Genomic DNA, 24,236 nt, shown 5'->3' with positions numbered 1-24,236 from the left:
TGCCGGGGCGAGCAATCCGTTGCTCACCCCTGGCGCAACAGCTGCCCAATCTGTGGTGGAAAAGGCAGCAACACCAAGGCTTCCGAGCCTTGGAAAAGCGCGATAAAGAGTGGTGGTTGCATGTGGTGTGCCCGCCTATCTTTATCGCGACCCGACAGCGCTGTGGTGGTGCGTGCCGGGAGGAACTGGGCGGCCTTTAGGTCGCCTTTTTTCTAAGCTGCTTTTTTAATGTTCATCTCTGGTGGGAAAACATCATCAAGCGAGCATTTGACACCAAGCTGGTTGAGAGCGGCAGTGATGGCCCGCGATTCAGCAAGACCGGCGACCCGCCGTCCTGACTCATAATTGCTCACCCGAGTTTGTGTCCATCCGAGCGCTGAAACCAGGTCTCGCTGCTTGATACCTGCTCCCTCTCGAAAACTAGCGATCCTATTCATGAAACACCTCCTTAAACTGGAGGCAACAATAAACACGAAACGTGATTTTTGCAACACGTAAAGTGCGAAAAAAACATTTCAATGCGTGGTAAAAATGCCAAATGAACACACTAGGCTCGCGCATCAAAACACTCAGGAAGGCCAAGGGTCTGAGCCAGAAGGATCTGGCGCTCACCTGTGGCTGGGAATCACAATCTCGAATCGGCAACTACGAAAAGGGAACACGCCAACCCAACCTGCAAGATCTGGGAAAGATCGCTGCATCGTTAGGCCTTCCGCTTGCCGAATTGGTTAAGGGTGTTGAGGGTCCGACCCCAACTGTTTACACCGACGCGGCGGGAAACATCTACGACATCAGTACCCCCCCGTCTTTGAAGTCTCAACGGGCGCAAGGGCTACTTTCGGCGGGTATGCCAAAAGCCGGCAGCGTCCCAGTGGTAGGAACCGCGCAACTTGGTAATGAAGGATATTTTGAAGCACTCGATTTCCCTCCAGGTCATGGAGACGGATATCTGAACATCTACAGCGATGATCCGGATGCCTACGGTCTTAAGGTAACTGGGGACAGCATGCTTCCCCGAATCAAAAATGGTGAATACGTTCTGATTGAGCCGAACAAAAGCTACTGCAGCGGAGATGAAGTAGTGGTGCGAACAGAATCTGGGAGAACGATGATTAAGGAGTTCATCTATCTTCGCGATGGCATGTATCGTTTCGACAGCGTGAACGCTGAGCACTCTCCCATTCATATCGCCGCGTCTGAAGTCAAAGAGATCCACCTAGTTGGTGGAATTCTTAAATCATCTCGCTTTCTACACGAATAGTGATCAGATAATCACATTTCGTGTTGACAGGAATAAGCACATTGCGTGATATTTGCCTCACTCTTCCACCACAGAGCGAGGCAACATCATGCACACCACAGCAACCCTGCATGTCCACCCGGCCGCTGCAAACCCTTTCCAAATCTTTGAGATCCGGCGCCTAGCCCGCGAGTACGGCTGCGCGTTCGCTATCAGCAAACCGAAGCAGATAGCTCGCAGCACTCCTGCCCCAGTCAATCCAAACGGCGGAGGGCATGCAGCATGATCAAGTATAAAATCGACAACCGCACCCTGCAGTTGCTCAATGCTCAGGTCAATCTGACCGAGACTTTCAACCACGTCCTACGGACTGCTCCCAAGCGTGAGTGTCTGGCTTTTCGCCTCAAGGTTGAACGTGGCATCTCGGAAAGCACCTTCGTCGTGGAGCTGGGACGCGAACGCCACACGCTGACCCTGCCGAACGAAAAGAAGATGCATCTCAAGCTAGCCGACTTCATCGAAGAGATAGCCAACGGCCCGTTCGACGAGAGCAATACCAGCGACCTGCTGCATCGCCCCCACGCCAGCCGCGAATACGGCCGCTTTGAGGTATCGGATAAGCAACGAGTGTTTGAACTGGTGCGCACCGGCGGCGTGCTGAACCTCGACATGGGCTTCGACTACCCACTAATCATCGCGCTCCACCGCACTCAATCTCGATCAGGTGTCACCACCATCCTGAGCATCGGCAACAAAAGCCCGCACACCCGTTGCTTCACCGTGTACGGCAGCGATGTCGAGATCTACGGCAAGGTCAGCGAGTCCATCAACCACCTTGCTGCAGCGGCAACTCCAGCTGCGCACGCGGCATGAGGGGCACACCATGGAACGCACCCTCGCCCAAGCCGCAACCCACCTCGGCCTGACTCGTCCGAAGCTCATCGCACGCATGCGTGAAAAAGGTCTCCTCAACGACCGCAACCTACCGGCCTATCCCAACCGTGATCGCGACTATCTGCGAATAAAGGACGGCCAGTGGTACCACGACAAGCTCGGCATGCAGTACAGCCAATCGACCCGGATCAAACAGCCCGGTATCCGTTGGCTGGCTGAACAGTTGGGAATCGACCTACCCGCCATTCCGGCAGACAGCCGTGACGTGGCCTAGGGAATACGCCCGCCAGATCATCGCCATGCGGACACGAGAGGAGCGCAACGCCGCGCTCCTCGAAGTGCCCGAACATCTGCGCGAGCTGACCAAAACGCACTGCTTGAACGCTTGGAACCACCCAGCCAGAAAACAACGCAAGGAGGCCCAACAAAGCCATGAGTAACACAGCACAAAACCCGCTCCGCTTACACCCGGCACCGGAGTCAGCCACCGTCGAACTGCTTTACCGCATCTTCGGCGACGTCCTGATCCCGCTCGACAAAGTGCGCGAGCAGTACTTCCGCAACCTCAACGAGCAATCGTTCGTGGCCGAGATCAGCAGCGGCCGCATCCAGCTCCCAATCACCACGCTGGACACCAGCCGCAAGGCACCGAAGTACGCACACATCCGCCACGTCGCTTCCCTGATCGACATCCGCGCCTACAAGGCCGACGAAGACATGCAGCGTCAGCAGGACGACACCAGCGAGTAACCCCAACAAAACCGAACGGCTGCCACCACCAGCCAATGACAACACCAGGAGCACACCACATGACCGCAATTCAGATCTGCGCGCTCATCGCCCTAATCGTATTCGCCGGACTACTCGTCTGGGCAGGTTACTTCATGGGACACACCGACGGCATATCCGCCGGCATGAAGGAAAGCGACGAGATCCAGCACGCCGAAAGTGCCAAGACGGTTCGCGAATTAAGGGCATCTCTCGACTTCATCAAGGCCGACCACACCCGCTTGTCACATCACTGCAAACGTCTGCAGATCGCGATGGCATTCGGAGGCCCCGAGCGATTGGCACTGCTGGAAATCGCCGAGAAACTTCGCATTGCCGCCGAGACATTCAGTGCATTCCGCACAGGCAAAAAACTGGAGCGCGACACTCGCGCACTGCGCGACCGAGCTCTCGACATGGCAGAGCAACTGGCTCCCTTTGATGTGGGAGACGCCGCATGAGCGAGATCCTTACCCACTCCAACACCCACCGCGACACGGCATACGCCTCACCAGCGGCAGACGAACCAACGCGCAATCGAACCACTGAGGAAAGCGGCATGCAAATGGATCAGCACAACACCCAATCCGCGACCGCTTTGCTCTGCGAAGAAGTGAGCGTCGACACGCTAGAAACAAACAGCCTCTGCTGCGAAGCAGCAGGCATTATTGCCTCTTCAAGCAGCACTACCGAGGAGCTTATACCCCACGAAAAGCTGCGCGAGGCAGCCACACCCAATGCAACGCTAATCGCTCAAAATCGCCCGCCCGCGCAGCCTGCTGTGGGGTATATGCACCCTGACAGCAACTCTGAAAACCCGTCACAAGAGGCCGTCGACGAGACCCAGATCGATGAGCGCGCCGAGTACGAGAAAGAGTTCCCAGTCCCCGAAGGCCTGCAGTACTGCGCCCAGCGAGGCACGTACATCACCGCACCTGGTGCGAAGACATCCGACTCGTTCGCCCGTGAGCATTACGCGTACCGGGCCGGCTTCGCCGCATGGAAGCGCAGAGCGTGGAAGCACGCAGCACTCGTTGGCCAGCAAGCCAAAGGAGTTCGCCTGTGATCAAGCGTACTTTCAAACACTTCCACATGTGCTGCGGGCTGGGCAGCGGTGCCGCAGGCTTTAGTGATTCCAAGCCCGCCTTGGGTTCGGTGCAAGCCGAATGGCAATGCCTGGGTGGTGTTGACGTTGACCCCGCAGGGCTACGCGACTTTCAAATGATGACCGGCGTACCAGGCACGCTGATGGATCTATTCACCCGCGAGCAGTTCACCGCATTCCATGGAAAGGAACCGCCTGCAGGCTGGAAAGAAGCCACCGCTGAAGATCTACGCCGCGCCGCCTGTAATGAAGATCCGGACGCCGTATTCATCAGCAGTCCGTGCAAAGGTGCCTCGGGATTGCTGTCCGAGACGATGAGTCAAACACCGAAGTACCAAGCCCTTAACGAATTGACGCTGCGCTGTGTCTGGCTGATGTGCGAGGCATGGAAACACAACCCCGTCTCGCTGATCATCTTCGAGAACGTGCCACGCTTGGCCACTCGCGGCCGTCACCTGCTCGACCAGATCAACAAGCTGCTCAGTTTCTATGGATATGCCGTCGCCGAGACCACCCACGACTGTGGTGAGATCGGCGGCTTGGCACAGAGCCGCAAGCGTTTCCTGTTGGTGGCCAGACATGTCGAGAAAGTGCCGGCGTTTCTCTACGAACCCGAGAAACGCAGCCTGCGCGCCGTTGGCGACGTGCTGAGCCGCATGCCGCTGGCAGGTGACATCGAACAGGCAGGCCCGATGCACCGAGTACCTGCGCTGCAGTGGAAAACGTGGGTTCGCCTGGCATTAGTTGAAGCTGGGAAGGATTGGCGCAGCCTGAGCCGGTTTGCGATCGAGGACGGTCACCTGCGTGACTTTGTGATCGTGCCGGAATATCACAACGGCGTACTCGGTGTTGTCGATTGGGACGATACAGCCGGTGTGGTTGCAGGTGCGAGCCGGCCTATGAACGGCAAATTTTCCGTCGCGGATCCGCGTCCGGCCAGCAAATTCGAATACACCCAATACGGCGTGCTGCCCTATAACCGTCATTGCGGCGTAGTCACCGGCCAACGCAGCCCAGGGCAAGGGACGTTCAGTGTTGCAGACCCGCGCATGAGCGGCGAACGGCGCAACAACGTCTTCCGGGTAGTGCGCAACGACCAAGCCACCGGCACTGCCAAGGCAGGGCACGGCCCCAGCTCCGGCGGGCAGGCCGTGGCTGACCCTCGACAACCGTCAACGGGCTTCGGCAAGTACCTGGTCACCGACTACAGCAAGCCGGCCGGCACCGTGATCGCCGGCAGCACCACCGGGCAAGGCGCTTTCGCTGTGGCAGATCCGGCCTATAAAAACTGGCACCCGAACGCCAGCACGCAAAAGCTGCGGATCACGCACTGGTGCGGGAGCGCCAAAACCGTGACCGGCTCTCAACAGGTCGCCAGTGGGGCTTTATCGATCGCAGATCCGCGCCCGGGAATGTCTCGCAGCAAGGGCGACGCCTACCTTACAGGCGGGCATTACGGAGTCGTCGACTACAACACGCCGGCAGGTGCCGTGTCCGCCAGTGCCTGCCACGACAACGGCCGGTGGTCGGTCGCCGATCAGCGTATGCCGGCACCCAACGACCGGCTGACCTGCATGATCACCAGCCTCGACGGCACCTGGCACCGCCCGTTCACCACACTGGAGCTGGCCGCGCTGCAGTCGCTGTTTGATCCAGAAGATCACTGGTCAACAGATGCGCAGACCGCCCGTGACATTCGAGTGATGCAACATGCTCGCAAGCTTGAACATGCGAGGTTCTTCCAGCTGGACGGAATCAACGATGGCAGCCACCGCGAGAGGATCGGCAACGCCGTGCCTCGAGCTGCAGCAAAAGCCATGGCCGACGTGTTCGGCATGACTCTGCTGCTCTCCGAAGCTGGAGAGACATTCATGCTCAGCAACGTACCGATCTGGGTGCAGCCGGTGGCAATTGCTCTGAGCGTGGCTCAGCAGGAGATGCAGTCATGAGCCTGCCTCGCTGGGTAATGATCAACCGGGCATCCGAACTCACTGGATATAGCGAAGACGCAATTCGCCACAAGGTGAAAAACGGTACGTGGGCACAAGGCCGAGTCTGGCGAAAGACCCCTGACGGCCGCATCGCAATCAACATGACGGAGTATGACAAGTGGGCCGAGAGCGCACCGCAGCAAGCGGCCTAGAAGCAGAGCTGGCTAAACACAAAGGGATTGAAATACACGGCGGAAGTATTCGCGTCGTGTTCATGTGGCGGCGAATTCGCTGCCGCGAGACCCTTGGCCTGCCTGTAACCAAGGCCAACATCAAGCACGCCGCCCTGCTCAGGGCGGCAATTCTTCACGAGATCAAGACGGGACATTTTGAATACGGTCGTCACTTCCCAAACTCAAAAAATGCGACCAATTACACGGCAGTAAAAGACGAGCGGATCGGGGCATTGATGGAACGTTACAAACCGCTGAAGGCTGTCGACATAACTCCGATGACCGAAGAAAAATACGGCTACGCATTGGACATCTGCGCCGAACTGCTAGGCTCGGATCGCTTGGCGGGAATCCTGCTACCCGAAGATATCCAGCGACTGAGAACTCAACTGATCGCCACCAGGGCGCCGTCGACGGCTAACCATTACCTGGCTACTTTCGCCGGCTTCTTGGCGTGGTGTGAAAGCAACCAATATTGCCGTGAGGGGTTGGCGGCGGCTTGCGTCCGTTTCGCAATGATCGGACGTGAGCCAGATCCCCTGACGAGAGCAGAGTTCGACCATCTGATAAATAAAGGCTGCTTACACGTCCAAGACTCAGCCGCGATCACACTCGCCGTTTACACAGGACTTAGGCCCGGGGAGTTATGCGGGCTTGCAGTGGAGGATGTCGACCTGATGTCTGGGGAGATACACATAACCAGAGCGATCACTGCGGATGGAACATTCAAAGTGCCCAAGACTGGAAAGCCCCGGACACTGTTTCTGATGCCCCCAGCTCTCGACGCGTGTAAAGCTCTTATTGGTCTTGTTGCCAACCATGAGCCTCGGACCATCGAGATCTATATGAATCGCCATGAAAGCCGCATTGAGTCAGTCACTCCGCTGCTGTCACCAACCACACAGGCACGCAAGAAAGTCATTAACCACTGGTTTGTCCCGACAGCTTGGAACACAAAGTGGGCAGCCATACAAAAGCGCTCAGGCATTCGCGCACGCCGGCCATACCAGACTCGCCATACCTACGCCTGCTGGTGCCTGACCGCTCGCGGTAACCTCGCGTTCATCGCCAAACAAATGGGCCACAAGGATTTCACCATGCTTGTCGAAGTCTATGCAAAATGGATGGATGACGAATCACCACGCGAGCTAGATCTCATCTGGAAAAATATCAAGCACCATCAAATTAATAATAGCTAGCGCTCACCATCCTTAATATTGCGAGGGTTCAAACCTCGCAAACGATTTTGCTCCGCAAGAAGGTCAGCGTCTTTCGCCAACATTTCCGCCATACGCTTCCTCCTGCGCACTTCCCTCGGATCATTTGGACTTCTACCAGACATTGTTGTGTGTAACGATTGCTGAATCTCAATTAAGCGCCTTGTTAGACTCCGTACATCTGTAGACGACAGCGAAGCACCACTAACATCTAAACTCGGATCAACATGGGTCTCATCATAACCTAAAGCTTCATTACTCTCAGGCGACCAAATGTGACTTAGTGAGCCATCATCATCATTGTAGAATTTAAAAGAAAACGCCTCACTTAAAGCAGCCTCTCTCACCTCTTCAATTACTTCCGACGAAGTATTTTGCTCAAGATAGGTGTTCGCTAGATCCAAGAACTGGTGATGACTATAAAGGAAAAAATCCTGACCGACCTCCTCCGCAAATTCTTCGATCAACCTAGGCAAGGGGCCAATGGTCTTACCCCCATGCCTATCCCACCAGTCATCCTTCTGCTCACCAGTAACCAAAATAACTGGCTTACCTTTTTCTTTCGCTCTTTCGATGACCTGCTTCCAAATTATTAAATCGCCGTATCGTTTGCAAACCTCGCTAAAAACTGTCGAGCCTTTATGCTTATTTATATCCTCAAACCCAGGGGGAATTTTGTTAGCGTATCGCTTCTCCCCCTCAACGATAATGCTTTTTAATTTATCATCAGGATAACGCGCACCAATTTTCCCTTTAAGCATTTCAGCGAGTGCAGTTTTCACATCATCATTAGTTAAGCGCGAATCATGAAAGTCACGCTTGGACTCAAGCTCATCAATTACCTTTCTTGACACCCCCACAAACTCTCTGTGAAGTGCCTCAGGCAAGAATGGATGTTTAGTGGTGCTATCAAACCCTTCAAGCACAGCTGTTAAATCTTCAATAGCGGTCGAGTACAGTTTCGCTTGAGCATGAGCAATTGAGGCTCGATTATCCAGTAACTCGTGAACTACCTGATAGGGAATCCATAAGCGATCCCCAAGTGACCCGATCACCTTATAAAGCGCATCGCGGGCGTCATCGGATCTTTTATATACGGATGTAAGAACGTTGGTATCAAACACAAAAAAACAGTTCTTCCATAAATTTTCGCGCCGTTCAGCATCATCAGCAAAATGACTGGAAAAAACATCCTTCATGCCTAACTCCAAAAATACTTTCAATGGCACATTAATATCATGCAGCGCTGTGTGACACCAGACCGGCGGCGGTACAGGCGCAGCGAACTGTCTACGTGATACCCTTAAAACAGACTCGCGCCTTTTGGGTAGCCTCGACGATTTGCGTCGGTACAAATGCCCCAAATATGCCCCATTTTTTTTGACGTAACACCCTAACCCACTGATGAATAAGCAATTTTCAGATTTATCCTCCCACACCCCGATGATGCAGCAGTACTGGCGCCTGAAGAATCAGCACCCGGATCAGCTGATGTTCTACCGCATGGGCGACTTTTACGAGATCTTCTACGAAGACGCGAAGAAGGCGGCCAAGTTGCTCGACATCACCCTGACCGCGCGCGGGCAGTCGGCCGGGCAGGCTATTCCGATGTGCGGGATTCCGTATCACGCGGCGGAAGGCTATCTGGCGAAACTGGTCAAGCTTGGCGAGTCTGTGGTGATCTGCGAGCAGGTCGGCGACCCGGCGACCAGCAAAGGCCCGGTTGAGCGTCAGGTGGTGCGCATCCTCACGCCGGGGACAGTCAGTGACGAGGCGCTGCTCGACGAGCGCCGCGACAACCTGATCGCTGCACTGCTGGGTGACGAGCGCCTGTTCGGTCTGGCCGTGCTGGACATCACCAGCGGCAGTTTCAGCGTGTCGGAGATCAAAGGCTGGGAGAACCTGCTCGCGGAACTGGAGCGGATCAATCCGGTTGAGTTGCTAATCCCGGATGACTGGCCAAGGGACCTGCCGGCGGAAAAACGCCGTGGCGTCAGTCGTCGTGCACCGTGGGATTTCGAGCGTGATTCGGCGCTGAAAAGCCTTTGCCAGCAGTTCTCCACCCAAGACCTGAAGGGCTTTGGTTGCGAGAACCTGACCCTGGCCATCGGCGCTGCCGGTTGCCTGTTGGCATACGCCAAGGAAACCCAGCGCACCGCCCTGCCCCATCTGCGCAGCCTGCGCCACGAACGCCTCGACGACACCGTGGTGCTGGACGGTGCGAGCCGCCGCAACCTTGAACTCGACACCAACCTGGCCGGCGGCCGCGACAACACCCTGCAATCGGTGGTCGATCGCTGCCAGACCGCCATGGGCAGCCGTTTGCTGACCCGTTGGCTGAATCGTCCGCTGCGCGATCTGACCGTGCTGCTGGCGCGCCAGACCTCGATCACTTGCCTGCTCGACGGTTACCGCTTTGAAAAGCTGCAACCGCAGCTCAAGGAAATCGGCGACATCGAGCGGATTCTCGCGCGGATCGGCCTGCGTAATGCCCGCCCTCGTGACCTCGCACGGCTGCGCGACGCCCTTGGCGCACTGCCTGAACTGCAAGTGGCAATGACCGATCTGGAAGCGCCGCACCTGCAAGGTCTGGCGACCACCACCAGCACTTACCCGGAACTGGCGGCGTTGCTGGAAAAAGCCATCATCGACAACCCGCCTGCGGTCATCCGTGACGGCGGCGTGTTGAAAACCGGTTACGACAGCGAACTCGATGAATTGCAATCGCTGAGCGAAAACGCCGGCCAGTTCCTCATCGATCTGGAAGCCCGCGAGAAAGCGCGCACCGGTCTTAGCCACCTGAAAGTTGGCTATAACCGCATTCACGGCTACTTCATCGAATTGCCAAGCAAGCAGGCCGAATCCGCCCCCGCGGATTACATCCGTCGCCAGACGCTGAAAGGTGCCGAACGCTTCATCACGCCTGAGCTGAAAGAATTCGAAGACAAGGCGCTGTCGGCCAAGAGCCGCGCCCTCGCCCGCGAGAAGATGCTTTACGAAGCACTGCTGGAAGACCTGATCAGCCAATTGCCACCGTTGCAGGACACCGCCGGCGCACTGGCCGAACTCGACGTGTTGAGCAACCTCGCCGAACGTGCGCTGAACCTCGACCTGAACTGCCCGCGTTTCGTCAGCGAGCCGTGCATGCGTATCACCCAGGGGCGTCACCCGGTGGTCGAGCAAGTGCTGACAACGCCGTTCGTGGCCAACGACCTCAGTCTGGACGACAACACGCGCATGCTGGTGATCACCGGCCCGAACATGGGCGGTAAATCCACCTACATGCGCCAAACCGCATTGATCGTGTTGCTGGCGCATATCGGCAGCTTCGTGCCGGCAGCCAGTTGCGAACTGTCGCTGGTCGACCGCATCTTCACCCGCATCGGCTCCAGCGATGACCTGGCCGGAGGGCGTTCGACCTTCATGGTCGAGATGAGCGAAACCGCCAACATCCTGCACAATGCCACCGAACGCAGTCTGGTGCTGATGGACGAAGTCGGTCGCGGCACCAGCACTTTCGATGGTCTGTCGCTGGCGTGGGCCGCCGCCGAGCGCCTGGCTCATTTGCGCGCCTATACACTGTTCGCTACGCACTACTTCGAACTGACCGTGTTGCCGGAAGCCGAGCCATTGGTGGCCAACGTCCACCTCAACGCCACCGAGCACAACGAACGCATCGTGTTCCTGCACCACGTGCTGCCGGGCCCCGCCAGCCAGAGTTATGGCTTGGCAGTGGCGCAGTTGGCCGGTGTGCCGAGTGAAGTGATCGTGCGCGCCCGCGAGCACTTGAGCCGACTGGAAGACACTGCATTGCCCCACGAAACGCCGAAACCGGCCGCCAAGGGCAAACCCGCGACGCCACAACAAAGCGACATGTTCGCCAGTCTGCCGCATCCGGTGCTGGATGAGCTGGCTAAACTGGATCTGGATGACTTGACCCCGCGTCGTGCGCTCGAAATGCTCTATGCACTGAAGAACCGGATATAAGCACTGAAGAAGCGGATATAACGCAAACCGCTTCAAGCTGTTAGAATCTCGCGCGGTTTGGGATGCTGCTGGCTAATAGCCTGGCCAGCAGGTATCGCTCCCGAACCTGGCGACCCCAACCGTGAAGGGGCAACGCTGCCGCCGCCTGAGGAGAGAATTAGAAATGACCTTCGTCGTCACCGACAACTGCATCAAGTGCAAGTACACCGACTGCGTAGAAGTGTGTCCGGTGGACTGCTTTTACGAAGGCCCGAACTTCCTGGTGATTCACCCGGATGAGTGCATCGACTGCGCCCTGTGCGAACCGGAATGCCCGGCTGTAGCAATCTTCTCCGAGGACGAAGTTCCGGAAGAGATGCAGGAGTTCATTCAACTGAACGTTGAACTGGCCGAAATCTGGCCGAACATCACCGAGAAGAAAGAATCGCTGCCGGACGCCGAAGAGTGGGATGGCGTCAAAGGCAAGATCAAAGATCTCGAACGCTGATCTGTCGCGCGCTCGAATGAAAAGGCCCCTCGCGGGCCTTTTTGCTTTTCTGGGTTTTGCTTTTCTGCGGGCAAAAAAAGGGGCGGTATGACCCGCCCACATTTTTTCCCTATTCCCTGTATTCCTTTTCATCGTCCTGATGAATCGCGTCCTGCGATGTCCATTCCCCTCTTCCTTGAAGGGCGTGTCTGTCCGTCGACACAACCCAGATACTAGAGAATTCCCCGGCGAGAGCAATCGGCCCTGAGACCGCAGGAGGGCTGTAATAAGCACTTCACATTAAAAAATAAATATATAAATCAATAAGTTAAATAGTCATACCGAGGATAATCGACGTCTGCCGTCTTGTAAAAATAGTGAACACTTACGAAAGAGTAAGCCAAGGCTTACACCGCGAGACTACAAATGATGGAATTGCCAACCGTACGTCCGGCAATGCACAGAGAGGTAAGGGATAGCCAACAAATCCAGACCAACAAAAAACCCCGAACCAGTCGGGGCTTTCTGCGGGCGGACGTGAGAGGTGCTTACTGAAACAGCGACTCGCTCGACAGGCCATTCTTCTCAAGGATTTCACGAAGGCGCTTGAGGCCTTCTACCTGGATCTGCCGCACCCGTTCGCGGGTCAGACCGATCTCCAGGCCTACGTCTTCCAGCGTGCTGCTTTCGTGACCGCGCAGGCCGAAGCGGCGTACAACCACCTCGCGCTGCTTGTCGGTCAGCTCCGACAGCCATTGATCGATGCTCTGCGACAGGTCGTCATCCTGCAGCAATTCGCACGGATCGGTCGGACGATCATCGGTGAGGGTGTCCAGCAGGGTTTTATCCGAATCCGGACCCAGCGAGACGTCGACCGAAGAAACCCGCTCGTTCAGGCCCAGCATGCGCTTGACCTCGCCTACTGGTTTTTCCAGCAGATTGGCGATTTCTTCGGGTGAAGGTTCGTGATCGAGCTTTTGCGTCAGCTCCCGTGCAGCCCGCAGGTACACGTTGAGCTCCTTGACCACATGGATCGGCAACCGGATGGTCCGGGTCTGATTCATGATCGCGCGCTCGATGGTCTGACGAATCCACCAGGTTGCATAGGTCGAGAAGCGGAAGCCGCGCTCTGGATCGAACTTTTCCACCGCGCGGATCAGCCCAAGGTTGCCCTCTTCGATCAGATCCAGCAGCGACAGCCCCCGATTGACGTAACGCCGGGCGATTTTGACCACCAGCCGCAGGTTACTTTCAATCATGCGCTTGCGCCCGGCCGGATCGCCACTTTGCGACAAGCGCGCAAAGTGAACTTCTTCTTCCGGAGAGAGCAATGGGGAAAAGCCGATTTCGTTGAGATACAACTGCGTGGCATCAAGTGCACGCGTGTAGTCGATGTACTTATGTTGTTTAAGTGAAGCGGAGTGTTTGGATTTGGAACGAACGGAAGGTGGAGCAGCCCCTTCATCATTCGACATCGAATCCGAATCGATGCCGGTCTCCATAAGGAGAACCTCATCGTCGATGTCAAACTCCGGCACTTCTTTACTGAGAGCCATTGTTATAGTCCTTTGGTGAGTTCGACCCCAAGCTCAAGCGACGCCTTTATCCTTGGCAGCGCTGGAGCCTGTCCCCTCTACGTGACGGAACAGGCTGGCTTACAAATCAACGTCTTGGCAGGAACTGCAACGGATCCACAGGTTTACCTTGGCGGCGAATCTCAAAATGCAGTTTCACCCGGTCTGTACCCGTTGACCCCATTTCGGCAATTGTCTGTCCGACCTTGACCTGCTGTCCCTCCCGAACCAACAGCCTGCGGTTATGGCCGTAGGCACTGACGTAGGTTTCGCTGTGTTTGATGATGACTAATTCGCCGTAGCCCCTTAAGCCACTCCCGGCGTATACCACCGTCCCATCAGACGCAGCTAAAACAGGCTGTCCCAAATCTCCGGCGATATCAATTCCTTTATTCAAACTACCGTTTGAAGAGAATTTTCCAATCAGAATGCCATTAGATGGCCATCCCCAGCCGGTCGGGGCCGGGCCTGCCGGAGGCAATGGAGCGGGCGCTTGCTTGTTGGCGACGGACGGTGCAACGCCCGCAGAACCGCCAGCAGAACCGGTGGTTGTGGTGGTCGTCGTGCCATTTGCCTGACGCCGGATTACCGTGGTTTTACTCGACGATGAAGGCGAAGAACTGCTGCTCACCGCCGCCGTCGGTGTTGAACCGGAGCGGCCATCGAAGCGAATCGTCTGACCCGGATGGATCGTATACGGCGTAGGAATATTGTTCCGGGCCGCGAGGGCTTTGTAGTCCCAGCCGTAGCGAAACGCGATCGAAAACATCGTATCGCCCGGACGGACTACATACTGTCCGGTCGTCACGGTAGGACGCTGGGCCACCGCATTGTTGCGATCAACCACCCGCACATTGCTTGATTTGGTGCTGGAGCAACCGACCAGCAAGGTGCTCAAGACAAGGCCAGTCACCAGGCGCTGAAAGCTCGTGTTACCCATACGCTGCGCAATGACTGTGAGACTCACCCGCCGCTCCCTTTGTGGTGGCTGAAAAATGTGAAATGCCGGATGTCGGCATGAGGTGTCGCAAGTATAACGGGCCGTATCGGCTTTACCTTTAATGAAGCGAAATCGCTTCGCGCACACGTTTGCAAGCTGACAATCTGCTGCGTTTAAACCATCGCTGCCGGAGTAAGACACAGGCGAACGAAAGGAATTCAGCAGACGCGAACAAATGCTCAGGCCAGCGGCCCATTGAGCAACGGCACGAAACGAACAGCCCCCAGAACATGCCGGGAAAAGCCGTTTTCCTCACGCACGATCAGCAACAATTGCTGCACTTCTCCTGAACCCACGGGAATCACCATGCGCCCGCCAGGCGCCAGTTGATCGAGCAGGGCTTGCGGTACATCGGTGGCCACCGCGGTGACAATAATGCCGTTGTAGGGTGCCAGCGCCGGCCAGCCTTCCCAGCCATCGCCCCAGCGGAACACCACGTTGCGCAGGTTCAGTTCAACCAGGCGTTCCTTGGCGCGGTCCTGCAGCACTTTGATGCGCTCAACCGAGAACACTCGCTCAACCAGTTGCGACAACACCGCGGTCTGGTAACCGGAACCGGTACCGATCTCGAGCACCTTATCCAGTGGGCCCGCCTCCAACAGCAGCTCGCTCATGCGCGCCACCATATAAGGCTGGGAAATCGTCTGGTTATTGCCGATCGGCAGCGCCGTGTCTTCGTAGGCGCGATGGGCCAGCGCTTCGTCGACGAACAGGTGACGCGGCGTGCGCCGAATCACTTCCAGCACCTTGGCGTTGGAAACACCCTCTTCGTACAGGCGCTGAATCAGACGCTCACGGGTGCGCTGCGAGGTCATGCCGATACCGCTGCGCAGCCGGTCTTCGTGCTCACGGGCCATCAGCGCAGTCCCTCCAGCCAGCCATCGAGACTTCTGAAGGCATCATTGAAGGTGCGATCGAGCTGCAACGGCGTGATGGATACATAGCCCTGCATCACCGCATGAAAGTCGGTACCCGGGCCGCCATCTTCGGCATCGCCCGCTGCTGCAATCCAGTAGCCGGCCTTGCCACGCGGATCGACCACTTTCATCGGTGCCGCCGCCCGGGCGCGATGGCCGAGTCGGGTCAGCTGGATGCCGCGAATGTGATCGATGGGCAAATTGGGAATGTTCACGTTGAGCACCGTGCGCGGCGGCAGATCGAGCCCGGCATGGGCTTCCACCAGTTTGCGCGCAAAGTACGCTGCCGTCGGCAGATTATCCACCTGGCGCGAGACTAGCGAAAAAGCAAACGACGGGCGCTCGAGGAAACGTCCCTCAAGGGCGGCCGCCACGGTTCCGGAATACAGCACGTCATCGCCAAGGTTGGCGCCGAGGTTGATGCCGGAAACCACCATGTCCGCCTCACGCTCCAGCAGGCCGTTCAGGCCCAGGTGCACGCAATCGGTCGGTGTGCCGTTAAGGCTGATAAAACCGTTGGCCAGATATTGCGGGTGCAGCGGACGGTCGAGCGTCAGCGAACTGCTGGCGCCGCTTTTGTCCTGCTCCGGGGCGATAACCACGCATTCGGTGTAATCCGCCAGCGCGGCATAAAGCGCGGCGAGACCGGGTGCGGTTACCCCATCGTCGTTAGAAATCAGAATACGCATGGGCTGTCCGTCTGCCCCACCGGCACCAGATCAACGAGTTCACGCACCAATACGGTGGCGAAGCATCCGGCCGGGAGGACGAATTCCAGTTGCAGAATGTCAGGCTGGGGATAATGCCACGTCAACCCGCCAATGGGCAGCCGCAGGATGCGACGTTCATGGCTCATGCCGGCATGAACCAACCAATCGCGCAGCTCTGCTTCATCGGCGGCAATCCCCTGCTCCAGATCATGGACAGCGCCTGCAGTCGGCGAGTCACCTTCGCCCCACTGTGGACCGGTCGGATGCAGGTCAAGAATCGCCAGGCGTGGATCACTGCACTCGGCCTCACCGGCCGGAAAAAAACTGCGGCTGTCAGTGAAGGCCAGTAGATCGCCGACTTGTGCCTTTTGCCAGGTGCCGTCGGCTACTCGTGCGGCAAGCACCTTGTTGAACAGAAAACTGCGCGCGGTCGAGAGCAGGCGCGAACGCACATTGCGTTGCTCCGGCAAGGCCTTGCGCGCCGCCCATGCACGCGCATCAACGACGTTGCCGCCGTCATGGCCGAAGCGCTGGGCGCCGAAATAATTGGGAATGCCTTGTTGGGTGATCCGTTGCAAGCGCTGTTCAATCGCCGCTTTGTCACCCTCGAACTGAGTCAACCGCAAGGTGAACCCGTTGGCCGAATGCGCGCCGCGTTGCAGCTTGCGCTTGTGCCGGGTGGTCTTGAGGATCTTCAGCGTGTCGTTTTGCGCCGCAGACAGATCCGGATCGGCTTTGCCCGGCAGCTGCACGCTGAACCATTGGCGGGTCAGTGCCTGACGGTCCTTGAGACCGGCATAGCTGACGGTGCGCAATGGCACGCCGGCAGCCTTGGCGATACGCCGCGCCGCTTCTTCAGTGTTCAGGCCACGCTTTTCGACCCAGATCCACAGGTGTTCGCCATCGCCGCTGAACGGGATATCGAGCACTTCATCGACCTGAAAGTCTTCAGCGATGGCTTTCAGTACCGCGCTGCCGAGGGTTTCGCCATAGGCGCGCGGGCCGAGCAATTGCAGTTCATTCATGCGCGCAGCAACAAGGCAACGGAGTGCACGGCGATGCCTTCTTCGCGACCGACAAAGCCAAGCTTTTCGGTGGTGGTAGCTTTCACGTTCACTTGATCCAACTCAACTTGAAGATCCGCCGCGATCAGCGCGCGCATCGATTCGATATGCGGGGCCATTTTTGGTGCCTGGGCAACGATGGTGTTGTCGACGTTGCCGACTTTCCAGCCTTTAGCATGGATCAGCGCGACCACATGACGCAGCAGCGCGCGGCTGTCGGCGCCCTTGAATTGCGGGTCGGTGTCCGGGAAGTGTTTGCCGATATCACCCAGCGCCGCAGCGCCGAGCAAGGCATCGCTCAAGGCGTGCAGCAAAACGTCACCGTCGGAATGAGCGAGCAGCCCGAAGCTGTGTGCGATACGCACGCCGCCCAGAGTAATGAAATCGCCTTCAGCGAAACGGTGCACATCATAGCCGTGGCCAATACGCATAAAAAAACGCCCCGATTTTTGTCAGGGCGTGATTCTACCTGCATTAATCCCGAAGGGCGCGTGCGTGATGCTGCAAGTGGTCGTCAATGAAGCTTGAGATGAAGAAATAGCTGTGGTCGTAGCCCGGTTGCAGGCGCAATGTCAGCGGATGGCCCGCTTGTTTTGCCGCTTGTTGCAAGGCTTCGGGTTTGAGCTGAGTGGCGAGAAAGTCATCGCGATCCCCCTGATCGACCAGCAGCGGCAGTTTTTCGTCCGCTTCGGCGATCAGCGCACAGGCATCCCACTCTTTCCACTTCGAACGGTCTTCGCCCAGGTAACGGGAGAATGCCTTTTGCCCCCATGGGCAATCCATCGGGTTGTTGATCGGCGAGAACGCCGACACAGATTGATAGCGACCCGGGTTTCGCAACGCGCAGACCAACGCACCGTGGCCGCCCATGGAGTGGCCGCTGATGCTGCGTTTGTCCGACGCCGGGAAATGCGCTTCAACCAGCGAAGGCAATTCCTGCACGACATAGTCATGCGTCCGATAGTGGCGCGACCAGGGTTCCTGGGTGGCATTCAGATAGAACCCGGCGCCAAGGCCGAAATCCCAAGCGTTGTCCGGATCACCCGGGACATCGGGGCCGCGCGGGCTGGTGTCCGGCGCAACAATGATCAACCCCAGTTCGGCAGCCATGCGCATCGCGCCGGCCTTCTGCATGAAGTTCTCATCGGTGCAGGTCAGGCCCGACAACCAATACAGCACCGGCAGCTTGCCGCCCTGCTCCGCCTGCGGTGGCAGGTAGACGGCGAACACCATGTCACAACCGAGCACATCGGAGCGATGGCGATAGCGTTTGTGCCAGCCGCCGAAACTCTTCTGACAGGAGATATTTTCCAGACTCATAGGGATTCTCCCAGCTGCAAGCGGCAAGCTTCGAGCTTCAAGTAAAGGCAGGAACGCACTTACTTGCAGCTTGAAGTTTGAAGCTTGGGGCTGCTTCAAAAATGAATGACGGTACGGATGCTCTTGCCTTCGTGCATCAGGTCGAAGGCCTTGTTGATGTCTTCCAGACCCATGGTATGGGTGATGAACGTATCCAGCGGGATTTCGCCGCTCTGGGCCATGTCGACGTAGCTTGGCAACTCGGTACGACCACGCACGCCGCCGAACGCCGAACCGCGCCAGACGCGACCGGTCACCAACTGGAACGGGCGGGTCGCGATTTCCTGGCCGGCACCGGCCACACCGATGATTACCGACTCACCCCAACCTTTGTGGCAGCACTCAAGGGCGGCGCGCATCAGTTGCACGTTGCCGATGCATTCGAAGGAGAAGTCGACGCCGCCATCGGTCATGTCGACGATCACTTCCTGGATCGGACGATCGAAGTCTTTCGGGTTCACGCAGTCGGTTGCACCCAGTTGTTTGGCGATCTCGAACTTGGCCGGATTGATGTCGATGGCGATGATGCGCGCAGCCTTGGCTTTCACCGCGCCGATCACCGCTGACAGACCGATGCCGCCCAGACCGAAGATGGCCACGGTGTCACCCGGTTTGACCTTAGCGGTGTTGAGCACTGCGCCGATACCGGTGGTGACGCCACAACCGAGCAGGCAAACCTTTTCCAGTGGCGCGTCTTTGGAGATTTTGGCCACGGAGATTTCCGGCAACACGGTGTATTCCGAGAACGTCGAAGTGCCCATGTAGTGGAAAATCGTTTCGCCCTTGTAGGAAAAGCGCGAAGTGCCGTCCGGCATCAAACCTTTACCCTGAGTGGCGCGAATCGCCTGACACAGGTTGGTCTTGCCCGACTTACAGAATTTGCACTGGCCACATTCCGGGGTGTACAGCGGGATGACATGATCGCCAACGGCAACCGAGGTCACACCCTCGCCGATGGCTTCAACGATCGCGCCACCTTCGTGGCCGAGGATCGACGGGAAGATACCTTCCGGATCAGCACCGGACAGGGTGTAGGCGTCGGTGTGGCAGACACCGGAAGCGACTACGCGCAGCAGGACTTCACCAGCCTTGGGCATGGCGACGTCGACTTCTACGATTTCCAGCGGCTTCTTGGCCTCGAAGGCAACGGCGGCGCGCGACTTGATCATGCTGACTCTCCAGTGAATCCAATGAATAAAAAACCAGACAAGGAGTGTAATACATGGCCTTACGATGAATAATCGAGGCAAAAGCAAAACATTATTGCCATACAGGGATAATCCCGATGTCCGAAAACCGCTGGGAAGGCATCGACGAGTTCGTCGCCGTTGCTGAATGCAGTCAGTTCACTGCCGCTGCCGAACGTCTTGGGGTTTCTTCCTCCCACATCAGTCGACAAATCGTACGACTGGAAGAGCGGCTTCAGACGCGCCTGCTCTATCGCAGTACCCGGCGCGTGACACTGACCGAGGCCGGGCAGACCTTTCTGCAACATTGCCAACGCTTGCAGGATGGTCGCGAAGAAGCCTTGCGTGCGGTTGGCGACCTGACCAGCGAGCCGAAAGGCATGCTGCGCATGACCTGTGCCGTGGCTTACGGCGAACGCTTTATCGTGCCGTTGGTAACGCGGTTCATGGGGCTGTATCCGCAGTTGCGCATCGATATCGAACTGAGCAATCGCCAACTCGACCTGGTGCACGAAGGACTGGACCTGGCGATTCGTCTCGGTCGGTTGCAGGACTCGCGGTTGGTCGCGACCCGCCTGGCGCCAAGGCGAATGTATCTCTGCGCGTCACCGTCCTACATTGAGCGGTACGGTCGCCCACACAGTTTGTCGGAACTGAGCCGGCATAACTGCCTGATCGGCAGCTCGGACATTTGGCAGCTTGAGCAAAACGGGCGGGAGTTTTCTCAACGCGTGCAGGGAAACTGGCGCTGCAACAGTGGGCAGGCGGTGCTGGATGCGGCGTTGCAGGGGGTTGGGCTGTGTCAGTTGCCGGATTATTACGTGCTGGAGCACCTGCACAGTGGCGCGTTGATTTCGTTGCTGGAGGCGCATCAACCGCCAAATACGGCGGTGTGGGCGCTGTATCCGCAGCAGCGGCATTTGTCGCCGAAGGTGCGCAAGTTGGTGGACTTTTTGAAGGTTGGGATGGCTGAACGGCCGGAGTATCGAAGCTGAATGATGGGTTGCCTGAACTACCGCTTTCGCGAGCAGGCTCGCTCCCACAGGGATCTTCAGTGGATACAAGATTCGTGTTCGGCGTAATTCAAAGGTGGGAGCGAGCCTGCTCGCGAAGGCAATCTGAAAAGCGCCACAGCAATCAGCGGCGATTCGCCCAACGCTGACGCAACCATTCGAGATCTTCCGGTCGGGTCACCTTGAGGTTATCCGCCCGCCCTTCAATCAGACGCGGCGCCAGGCCTGCCCACTCCATCGCCGAAGCTTCATCAGTAATCACGGCATCCGCCACCAGACTATCGGCCAATGCCCGATGCAAAGCCCCGAGGCGAAACATCTGCGGCGTATACGCCTGCCAGATCACGCTGCGATCCACGGTCTCAACCACCCGACCGTGCCTGTCGACCCGCTTCAACGTGTCGCGTGCAGGCACCGCCAGCAAACCGCCCACCGGATCATCCGCCAGTTCATCCAGTAATTTGTCGAGATCTTCGCGACTCAGATTCGGTCGTGCCGCATCGTGCACGAGTACCCAATCCTCATCATCGGCACCTTGCGCATGCAGGTGCAGCAAGGCATTGAGTACCGAGCCAGAACGCTCGGCCCCACCCTCAACCCGATGAATTCGTGGATTGTTGGCGCAGACCAGGTTCGGCCAGTAAGGATCGTCAACCGCAAGACTGACCACCAACCCTTTGAGGCTTGGGTGATCGAGGAAACAGCCGAGGCTGTGTTCGAGAATTGTGCGCCCGCCCAGTTGCAAGTATTGCTTGGGACGGTCCGCGGCCATTCGGGCACCGACGCCCGCGGCAGGAATCACGGCCCAGAAGGCCGGCAGGGAATTGATCATTGGGCCAACTGGTAAAGGGTTTCGCCGTCCTTGACCATGCCCAGCTCGTGACGAGCCCGCTCTTCAACGGTCTCCATGCCCTTTTTCAACTCGCTGACTTCAGCGTCCATCACCCGGTTGCGCTCCAGCAAACCTTCGTTCTCGGCGTGTTGATCAGCAATCTGCTGATTCAGCTCGGCGACTTGCGCCAGACTGCCATTGCCCACCCACAGGCGGTACTGCAGACCAGCCAGTAGCAAGAGCAAAACGAGAAACAACCAGTAAGGACTGCGCATCGAATATCAGGTATCCAGTGAAAAAAGACAGCCACGCCAAAACTTTGGAGCATCTGATAGCACGAAGCCTGGAAGACCCAGGCTTGTGCTGTTAAGGCATCAGATTAGTGGCAAATCCATCGCTGTCACGACTTTTTCGACACAATCCGGTGTCCTTCCATCGATTTGTACTTAGCCGCGGAACTCGCTGCGACCGTTGTACTTGGCCTTGCCATTCAACTGCTCTTCGATACGCAGCAGTTGGTTGTACTTGGAAACGCGGTCGGAACGGCACAGCGAACCGGTCTTGATCTGGCCAGCCGAAGTACCCACAGCCAGGTCGGCAATGGTCGAATCTTCGGTTTCGCCCGAACGGTGCGAGATCACTGCTGTGTAACCGGCAGCCTTGGCCATCTGGATGGCTTCCAGGGTTTCGGTCAGGGTGCCGATCTGGTTGAACTTGATCAGGATCGAGTTGGCGATCTTTTTGTCGATGCCTTCTTTCAGGATCTTGGTGTTGGTCACGAACAGGTCGTCGCCCACCAGTTGAGTCTTCTCGCCGATCTTGTCGGTGAGGATTTTCCAGCCAGCCCAGTCGGACTCGTCCAGACCGTCTTCGATCGAGATGATCGGGTAACGTTCGGTCAGGCCTTTCAGGTAGTCAGCGAAACCTTCAGCAGTGAACACCTGGCCTTCGCCGGACAGGTTGTACTTGCCGTCTTCGTAGAATTCGCTGGCCGCGCAGTCCAGGGCCAGGGTCACGTCAGTGCCCAGTTTGTAACCGGCGTTGGCAACAGCTTCGGAGATCACTTTCAGCGCGTCTTCGTTGGACGCCAGGTTCGGTGCGAAACCGCCTTCGTCGCCAACGGCAGTGCTCAGGCCACGAGCCTTCAGCACAGCTTTCAAGTGATGGAAAATCTCGGTGCCCATGCGCAGACCTTCCGAGAACGACTTGGCGCCAACCGGCTGCACCATGAATTCCTGGATGTCGACGTTGTTATCGGCGTGCTCGCCACCGTTGATGATGTTCATCATCGGCACCGGCATCGAGTAAACACCCGGCGTGCCGTTGAGGTTGGCGATGTGTGCGTACAGCGGCAGATCCTGATCCTGAGCAGCCGCCTTGGCCGCAGCCAGGGACACTGCGAGGATGGCGTTGGCGCCAAGAGTTGCCTTGTTTTCGGTACCGTCGAGCTTGATCATCGCGTGATCCAGAGCTTTCTGGTCGCTTGGGTCAGTGCCCAGCAGCAGATCGCGGATCGGACCGTTGATGTTGGCTACCGCTTTGAGCACGCCCTTGCCCAGGTAACGGCTCTTGTCGCCATCACGCAGCTCGAGCGCTTCACGCGAGCCAGTGGATGCACCGGACGGCGCGCAAGCGCTGCCGATGATGCCGTTGTCGAGAAGCACGTCCGCTTCCACGGTGGGATTGCCACGGGAGTCGAGAACTTCACGACCTTTGATGTCGACGATTTTTGCCATTGTTGTAAACACTCCAAAGTTGACGAAAACGACGCAGCTAGAGGAAATCTTTTTACCGTCGGCAAGGGGTGTGCAGCGGGCAGACTTGCAGACGATAACGCTCATGCCCGAGGGCATGAGCGACAAATCGTGCGGTACTTTACCGGAGAATTGAGGTTTACGCGGTTTCTACCGTCGGAAAACTCTTAACCAGTTCGTCCAAAGCCTTGAGCTGGGCCAGGAATGGCTCCAGTTTGTCCAGACGCAAGGCGCAAGGGCCGTCGCATTTGGCGTTGTCCGGATCCGGATGCGCTTCGAGGAACAGACCTGCCAGCGACTGGCTCATACCGGCCTTGGCCAGATCCAGAACCTGTGCACGGCGCCCGCCCGCGGAGTCGGCACGACCACCCGGCATTTGCAGCGCGTGGGTCACGTCGAAGAATACCGGGTACTCGAACTGCTTCATGATGCCGAAGCCGAGCATGTCGACCACGAGGTTGTTGTAGCCGAAGCTCGAACCACGCTCGCAGAGGATCAATTGATCGTTACCCGCTTCCACGCACTTGTTCAGGATGTGTTTCATTTCCTGAGGCGCGAGGAACTGGGCTTTCTTGATGTTGATCACTGCATTGGTCTTGGCCATCGCGACGACCAGATCGGTCTGGCGCGACAGGAAGGCCGGCAGTTGAATGATGTCGCAGACCTCAGCGACGACCGCGGCCTGCTCAGGCTCGTGGACGTCGGTGATGATCGGCACGCCGAAGGCTTGTTTGATGTCCTGGAAGATGCGCATGCCCTCTTCCAGGCCGGGACCGCGATAGGAGGTCACAGAAGAACGGTTGGCCTTGTCGAAACTGGCCTTGAACACGTAAGGGATACCGAGTTTCTCGGTGACTTTCACGTACTCTTCGCAAACCTGCATGGCCATGTCACGGCTTTCCAGCACGTTCATGCCGCCGAACAGCACCATGGGTTTGTCGTTGGCAATTTCGATGTCGCCGACGCGGATGATCTTCTGTGCCAT

Annotated in this window: 26 protein-coding genes; 12 read left to right on the top strand and 14 right to left on the bottom strand. The window is 57.5% G+C overall.

The window, feature by feature from the left end; genetic code table 11:
• Positions 1-212 precede the first annotated feature (212 nt).
• Entirely contained in the window at positions 213-437 is a 225-nt protein-coding gene (locus P3G59_RS05840) for a helix-turn-helix transcriptional regulator (RefSeq protein ID WP_277760803.1), read from the bottom strand.
• 101 nt (positions 438-538) lie between these two features.
• On the opposite strand from P3G59_RS05840, the gene P3G59_RS05835 reads away from it, so the two are divergent.
• The 9 genes from P3G59_RS05835 (at position 539) to P3G59_RS05795 (ending at position 7,370) form a co-directional block, all read left to right on the top strand.
• Positions 539-1,261: a S24 family peptidase gene (locus P3G59_RS05835; RefSeq protein WP_277760802.1), complete on the top strand. Its 723-nt coding sequence runs from the start codon at positions 539-541 to the stop codon at positions 1,259-1,261.
• 261 nt (positions 1,262-1,522) lie between these two features.
• On the top strand, positions 1,523-2,113 hold the full coding sequence (locus P3G59_RS05830) for a hypothetical protein (RefSeq protein WP_277760801.1): 591 nt from the start codon (positions 1,523-1,525) through the stop codon (positions 2,111-2,113).
• Positions 2,114-2,123: 10 nt separating this feature from the next.
• Positions 2,124-2,408: a phage antirepressor KilAC domain-containing protein gene (locus P3G59_RS05825; RefSeq protein ID WP_277760800.1), complete on the top strand. Its 285-nt coding sequence runs from the start codon at positions 2,124-2,126 to the stop codon at positions 2,406-2,408.
• A gap of 158 nt (positions 2,409-2,566) precedes the next feature.
• Complete coding sequence (locus P3G59_RS05820; protein WP_263469715.1) at positions 2,567-2,884, top strand: pyocin activator PrtN family protein; 318 nt, start codon at positions 2,567-2,569, stop codon at positions 2,882-2,884.
• Between the two features lie 59 nt (positions 2,885-2,943).
• A complete protein-coding gene (locus tag P3G59_RS05815; RefSeq protein ID WP_277760799.1) occupies positions 2,944-3,363 on the top strand; it encodes a hypothetical protein in 420 nt (139 codons plus the stop codon).
• Positions 3,360-3,968 (top strand): hypothetical protein, encoded by a 609-nt coding sequence (locus tag P3G59_RS05810; protein WP_277760798.1) that lies wholly within the window; start codon positions 3,360-3,362, stop codon positions 3,966-3,968. Before P3G59_RS05815 ends, P3G59_RS05810 begins: the two co-directional genes overlap by 4 nt.
• Positions 3,965-5,956 (top strand): DNA cytosine methyltransferase, encoded by a 1,992-nt coding sequence (locus tag P3G59_RS05805; protein WP_277760797.1) that lies wholly within the window; start codon positions 3,965-3,967, stop codon positions 5,954-5,956. The genes P3G59_RS05810 and P3G59_RS05805 overlap by 4 nt, the downstream gene beginning before the upstream one ends.
• Positions 5,953-6,150, top strand: coding sequence for a hypothetical protein (locus P3G59_RS05800; protein ID WP_034156309.1), 198 nt, complete (start codon positions 5,953-5,955; stop codon positions 6,148-6,150). Before P3G59_RS05805 ends, P3G59_RS05800 begins: the two co-directional genes overlap by 4 nt.
• Positions 6,117-7,370: a site-specific integrase gene (locus P3G59_RS05795; RefSeq protein ID WP_277760796.1), complete on the top strand. Its 1,254-nt coding sequence runs from the start codon at positions 6,117-6,119 to the stop codon at positions 7,368-7,370. The genes P3G59_RS05800 and P3G59_RS05795 overlap by 34 nt, the downstream gene beginning before the upstream one ends.
• On the opposite strand, the gene P3G59_RS05790 is transcribed toward P3G59_RS05795, so the two are convergent.
• Entirely contained in the window at positions 7,367-8,587 is a 1,221-nt protein-coding gene (locus P3G59_RS05790; RefSeq protein ID WP_277760795.1) for a PIN domain-containing protein, read from the bottom strand. The genes P3G59_RS05795 and P3G59_RS05790 overlap by 4 nt on opposite strands.
• A gap of 205 nt (positions 8,588-8,792) precedes the next feature.
• Between P3G59_RS05790 and mutS the strand changes: the two genes are divergently transcribed.
• Both mutS and fdxA read left to right on the top strand, forming a co-directional pair.
• Positions 8,793-11,375, top strand: a complete 2,583-nt coding sequence (gene mutS / locus P3G59_RS05785; protein ID WP_277760794.1) for a DNA mismatch repair protein MutS — start codon at positions 8,793-8,795, stop codon at positions 11,373-11,375.
• Between the two features lie 163 nt (positions 11,376-11,538).
• Complete coding sequence (fdxA, locus tag P3G59_RS05780) at positions 11,539-11,862, top strand: ferredoxin FdxA (RefSeq protein WP_007908827.1); 324 nt, start codon at positions 11,539-11,541, stop codon at positions 11,860-11,862.
• 527 nt (positions 11,863-12,389) lie between these two features.
• Here the strand turns inward: fdxA and rpoS are convergent.
• The 8 genes from rpoS to P3G59_RS05740 all read right to left on the bottom strand — a co-directional run bounded on the left by rpoS (position 12,390) and on the right by P3G59_RS05740 (position 19,634).
• Positions 12,390-13,397, bottom strand: coding sequence for an RNA polymerase sigma factor RpoS (gene rpoS, locus P3G59_RS05775; RefSeq protein WP_007908828.1), 1,008 nt, complete (start codon positions 13,395-13,397; stop codon positions 12,390-12,392).
• 106 nt (positions 13,398-13,503) lie between these two features.
• A complete protein-coding gene (locus P3G59_RS05770) occupies positions 13,504-14,382 on the bottom strand; it encodes a peptidoglycan DD-metalloendopeptidase family protein (protein ID WP_277760793.1) in 879 nt (292 codons plus the stop codon).
• A 212-nt stretch (positions 14,383-14,594) separates the two neighbouring features.
• Positions 14,595-15,230 (bottom strand): protein-L-isoaspartate(D-aspartate) O-methyltransferase, encoded by a 636-nt coding sequence (locus tag P3G59_RS05765; RefSeq protein ID WP_171057346.1) that lies wholly within the window; start codon positions 15,228-15,230, stop codon positions 14,595-14,597.
• Positions 15,231-15,271: 41 nt separating this feature from the next.
• Positions 15,272-16,021 carry a 5'/3'-nucleotidase SurE gene (gene surE / locus P3G59_RS05760; RefSeq protein ID WP_007908831.1) on the bottom strand — a complete coding sequence of 250 codons (750 nt, stop codon included), beginning with the start codon at positions 16,019-16,021 and terminating at the stop codon, positions 15,272-15,274.
• A complete protein-coding gene (truD, locus tag P3G59_RS05755; RefSeq protein ID WP_277760792.1) occupies positions 16,009-17,067 on the bottom strand; it encodes a tRNA pseudouridine(13) synthase TruD in 1,059 nt (352 codons plus the stop codon). The genes surE and truD overlap by 13 nt, the downstream gene beginning before the upstream one ends.
• Positions 17,064-17,537 carry a 2-C-methyl-D-erythritol 2,4-cyclodiphosphate synthase gene (gene ispF / locus P3G59_RS05750; RefSeq protein WP_034149878.1) on the bottom strand — a complete coding sequence of 158 codons (474 nt, stop codon included), beginning with the start codon at positions 17,535-17,537 and terminating at the stop codon, positions 17,064-17,066. The genes truD and ispF overlap by 4 nt, the downstream gene beginning before the upstream one ends.
• 43 nt (positions 17,538-17,580) lie before the next feature.
• A complete protein-coding gene (gene fghA, locus P3G59_RS05745; protein ID WP_277762116.1) occupies positions 17,581-18,432 on the bottom strand; it encodes an S-formylglutathione hydrolase in 852 nt (283 codons plus the stop codon).
• 89 nt (positions 18,433-18,521) lie between these two features.
• A complete protein-coding gene (locus P3G59_RS05740; RefSeq protein ID WP_007908835.1) occupies positions 18,522-19,634 on the bottom strand; it encodes an S-(hydroxymethyl)glutathione dehydrogenase/class III alcohol dehydrogenase in 1,113 nt (370 codons plus the stop codon).
• Positions 19,635-19,750: 116 nt separating this feature from the next.
• Between P3G59_RS05740 and P3G59_RS05735 the strand changes: the two genes are divergently transcribed.
• Positions 19,751-20,647 (top strand): LysR substrate-binding domain-containing protein, encoded by an 897-nt coding sequence (locus P3G59_RS05735; protein ID WP_277760791.1) that lies wholly within the window; start codon positions 19,751-19,753, stop codon positions 20,645-20,647.
• Positions 20,648-20,789: 142 nt separating this feature from the next.
• Here P3G59_RS05735 and ispD read toward each other — a convergent pair whose 3' ends face one another.
• The 4 genes from ispD to kdsA all read right to left on the bottom strand — a co-directional run bounded on the left by ispD (position 20,790) and on the right by kdsA (position 24,236).
• Entirely contained in the window at positions 20,790-21,497 is a 708-nt protein-coding gene (gene ispD, locus P3G59_RS05730) for a 2-C-methyl-D-erythritol 4-phosphate cytidylyltransferase (RefSeq protein ID WP_277760790.1), read from the bottom strand.
• The gene (ftsB, locus tag P3G59_RS05725) at positions 21,494-21,772 is read right to left on the bottom strand and encodes a cell division protein FtsB (RefSeq protein WP_007908838.1); all 279 of its coding nucleotides are present in this window, start codon (positions 21,770-21,772) and stop codon (positions 21,494-21,496) included. The genes ispD and ftsB overlap by 4 nt, the downstream gene beginning before the upstream one ends.
• Positions 21,773-21,943: 171 nt before the next feature.
• Positions 21,944-23,233, bottom strand: coding sequence for a phosphopyruvate hydratase (gene eno, locus P3G59_RS05720; protein WP_093436567.1), 1,290 nt, complete (start codon positions 23,231-23,233; stop codon positions 21,944-21,946).
• A gap of 157 nt (positions 23,234-23,390) precedes the next feature.
• Positions 23,391-24,236 (bottom strand): 3-deoxy-8-phosphooctulonate synthase, encoded by an 846-nt coding sequence (gene kdsA, locus P3G59_RS05715; protein WP_007908840.1) that lies wholly within the window; start codon positions 24,234-24,236, stop codon positions 23,391-23,393.

The sequence above is a fragment of the Pseudomonas sp. A34-9 genome (assembly GCF_029543085.1).
In the GTDB taxonomy this organism is placed as follows: Bacteria; Pseudomonadota; Gammaproteobacteria; order Pseudomonadales; family Pseudomonadaceae; genus Aquipseudomonas.
The sequence above is the reverse complement of the archived record's forward strand: the minus strand, read 5'-3'. Positions and strand labels throughout refer to the sequence as shown.

Excerpts from the sequence above, each read along its gene's own strand:
- P3G59_RS05830 (WP_277760801.1), top strand. The coding sequence starts at position 1,523 with ATGATCAAGTATAAAATCGACAACCGCACCCTGCAGTTGCTCAATGCT.
- truD (WP_277760792.1), bottom strand. The coding sequence starts at position 17,067 with ATGAATGAACTGCAATTGCTCGGCCCGCGCGCCTATGGCGAAACCCTC.
- P3G59_RS05810 (WP_277760798.1), top strand. The coding sequence starts at position 3,360 with ATGAGCGAGATCCTTACCCACTCCAACACCCACCGCGACACGGCATAC.
- P3G59_RS05765 (WP_171057346.1), bottom strand. The coding sequence starts at position 15,230 with ATGACCTCGCAGCGCACCCGTGAGCGTCTGATTCAGCGCCTGTACGAA.
- P3G59_RS05825 (WP_277760800.1), top strand. The coding sequence starts at position 2,124 with ATGGAACGCACCCTCGCCCAAGCCGCAACCCACCTCGGCCTGACTCGT.
- P3G59_RS05835 (WP_277760802.1), top strand. The coding sequence starts at position 539 with ATGAACACACTAGGCTCGCGCATCAAAACACTCAGGAAGGCCAAGGGT.
- P3G59_RS05840 (WP_277760803.1), bottom strand. The coding sequence starts at position 437 with ATGAATAGGATCGCTAGTTTTCGAGAGGGAGCAGGTATCAAGCAGCGA.
- ftsB (WP_007908838.1), bottom strand. The coding sequence starts at position 21,772 with ATGCGCAGTCCTTACTGGTTGTTTCTCGTTTTGCTCTTGCTACTGGCT.
- rpoS (WP_007908828.1), bottom strand. The coding sequence starts at position 13,397 with ATGGCTCTCAGTAAAGAAGTGCCGGAGTTTGACATCGACGATGAGGTT.
- ispF (WP_034149878.1), bottom strand. The coding sequence starts at position 17,537 with ATGCGTATTGGCCACGGCTATGATGTGCACCGTTTCGCTGAAGGCGAT.
- ispD (WP_277760790.1), bottom strand. The coding sequence starts at position 21,497 with ATGATCAATTCCCTGCCGGCCTTCTGGGCCGTGATTCCTGCCGCGGGC.
- P3G59_RS05815 (WP_277760799.1), top strand. The coding sequence starts at position 2,944 with ATGACCGCAATTCAGATCTGCGCGCTCATCGCCCTAATCGTATTCGCC.
- eno (WP_093436567.1), bottom strand. The coding sequence starts at position 23,233 with ATGGCAAAAATCGTCGACATCAAAGGTCGTGAAGTTCTCGACTCCCGT.
- surE (WP_007908831.1), bottom strand. The coding sequence starts at position 16,021 with ATGCGTATTCTGATTTCTAACGACGATGGGGTAACCGCACCCGGTCTC.
- P3G59_RS05800 (WP_034156309.1), top strand. The coding sequence starts at position 5,953 with ATGAGCCTGCCTCGCTGGGTAATGATCAACCGGGCATCCGAACTCACT.
- P3G59_RS05790 (WP_277760795.1), bottom strand. The coding sequence starts at position 8,587 with ATGAAGGATGTTTTTTCCAGTCATTTTGCTGATGATGCTGAACGGCGC.
- mutS (WP_277760794.1), top strand. The coding sequence starts at position 8,793 with ATGAATAAGCAATTTTCAGATTTATCCTCCCACACCCCGATGATGCAG.
- kdsA (WP_007908840.1), bottom strand. The coding sequence starts at position 24,236 with ATGGCACAGAAGATCATCCGCGTCGGCGACATCGAAATTGCCAACGAC.
- P3G59_RS05735 (WP_277760791.1), top strand. The coding sequence starts at position 19,751 with ATGTCCGAAAACCGCTGGGAAGGCATCGACGAGTTCGTCGCCGTTGCT.
- P3G59_RS05820 (WP_263469715.1), top strand. The coding sequence starts at position 2,567 with ATGAGTAACACAGCACAAAACCCGCTCCGCTTACACCCGGCACCGGAG.
- P3G59_RS05740 (WP_007908835.1), bottom strand. The coding sequence starts at position 19,634 with ATGATCAAGTCGCGCGCCGCCGTTGCCTTCGAGGCCAAGAAGCCGCTG.
- fdxA (WP_007908827.1), top strand. The coding sequence starts at position 11,539 with ATGACCTTCGTCGTCACCGACAACTGCATCAAGTGCAAGTACACCGAC.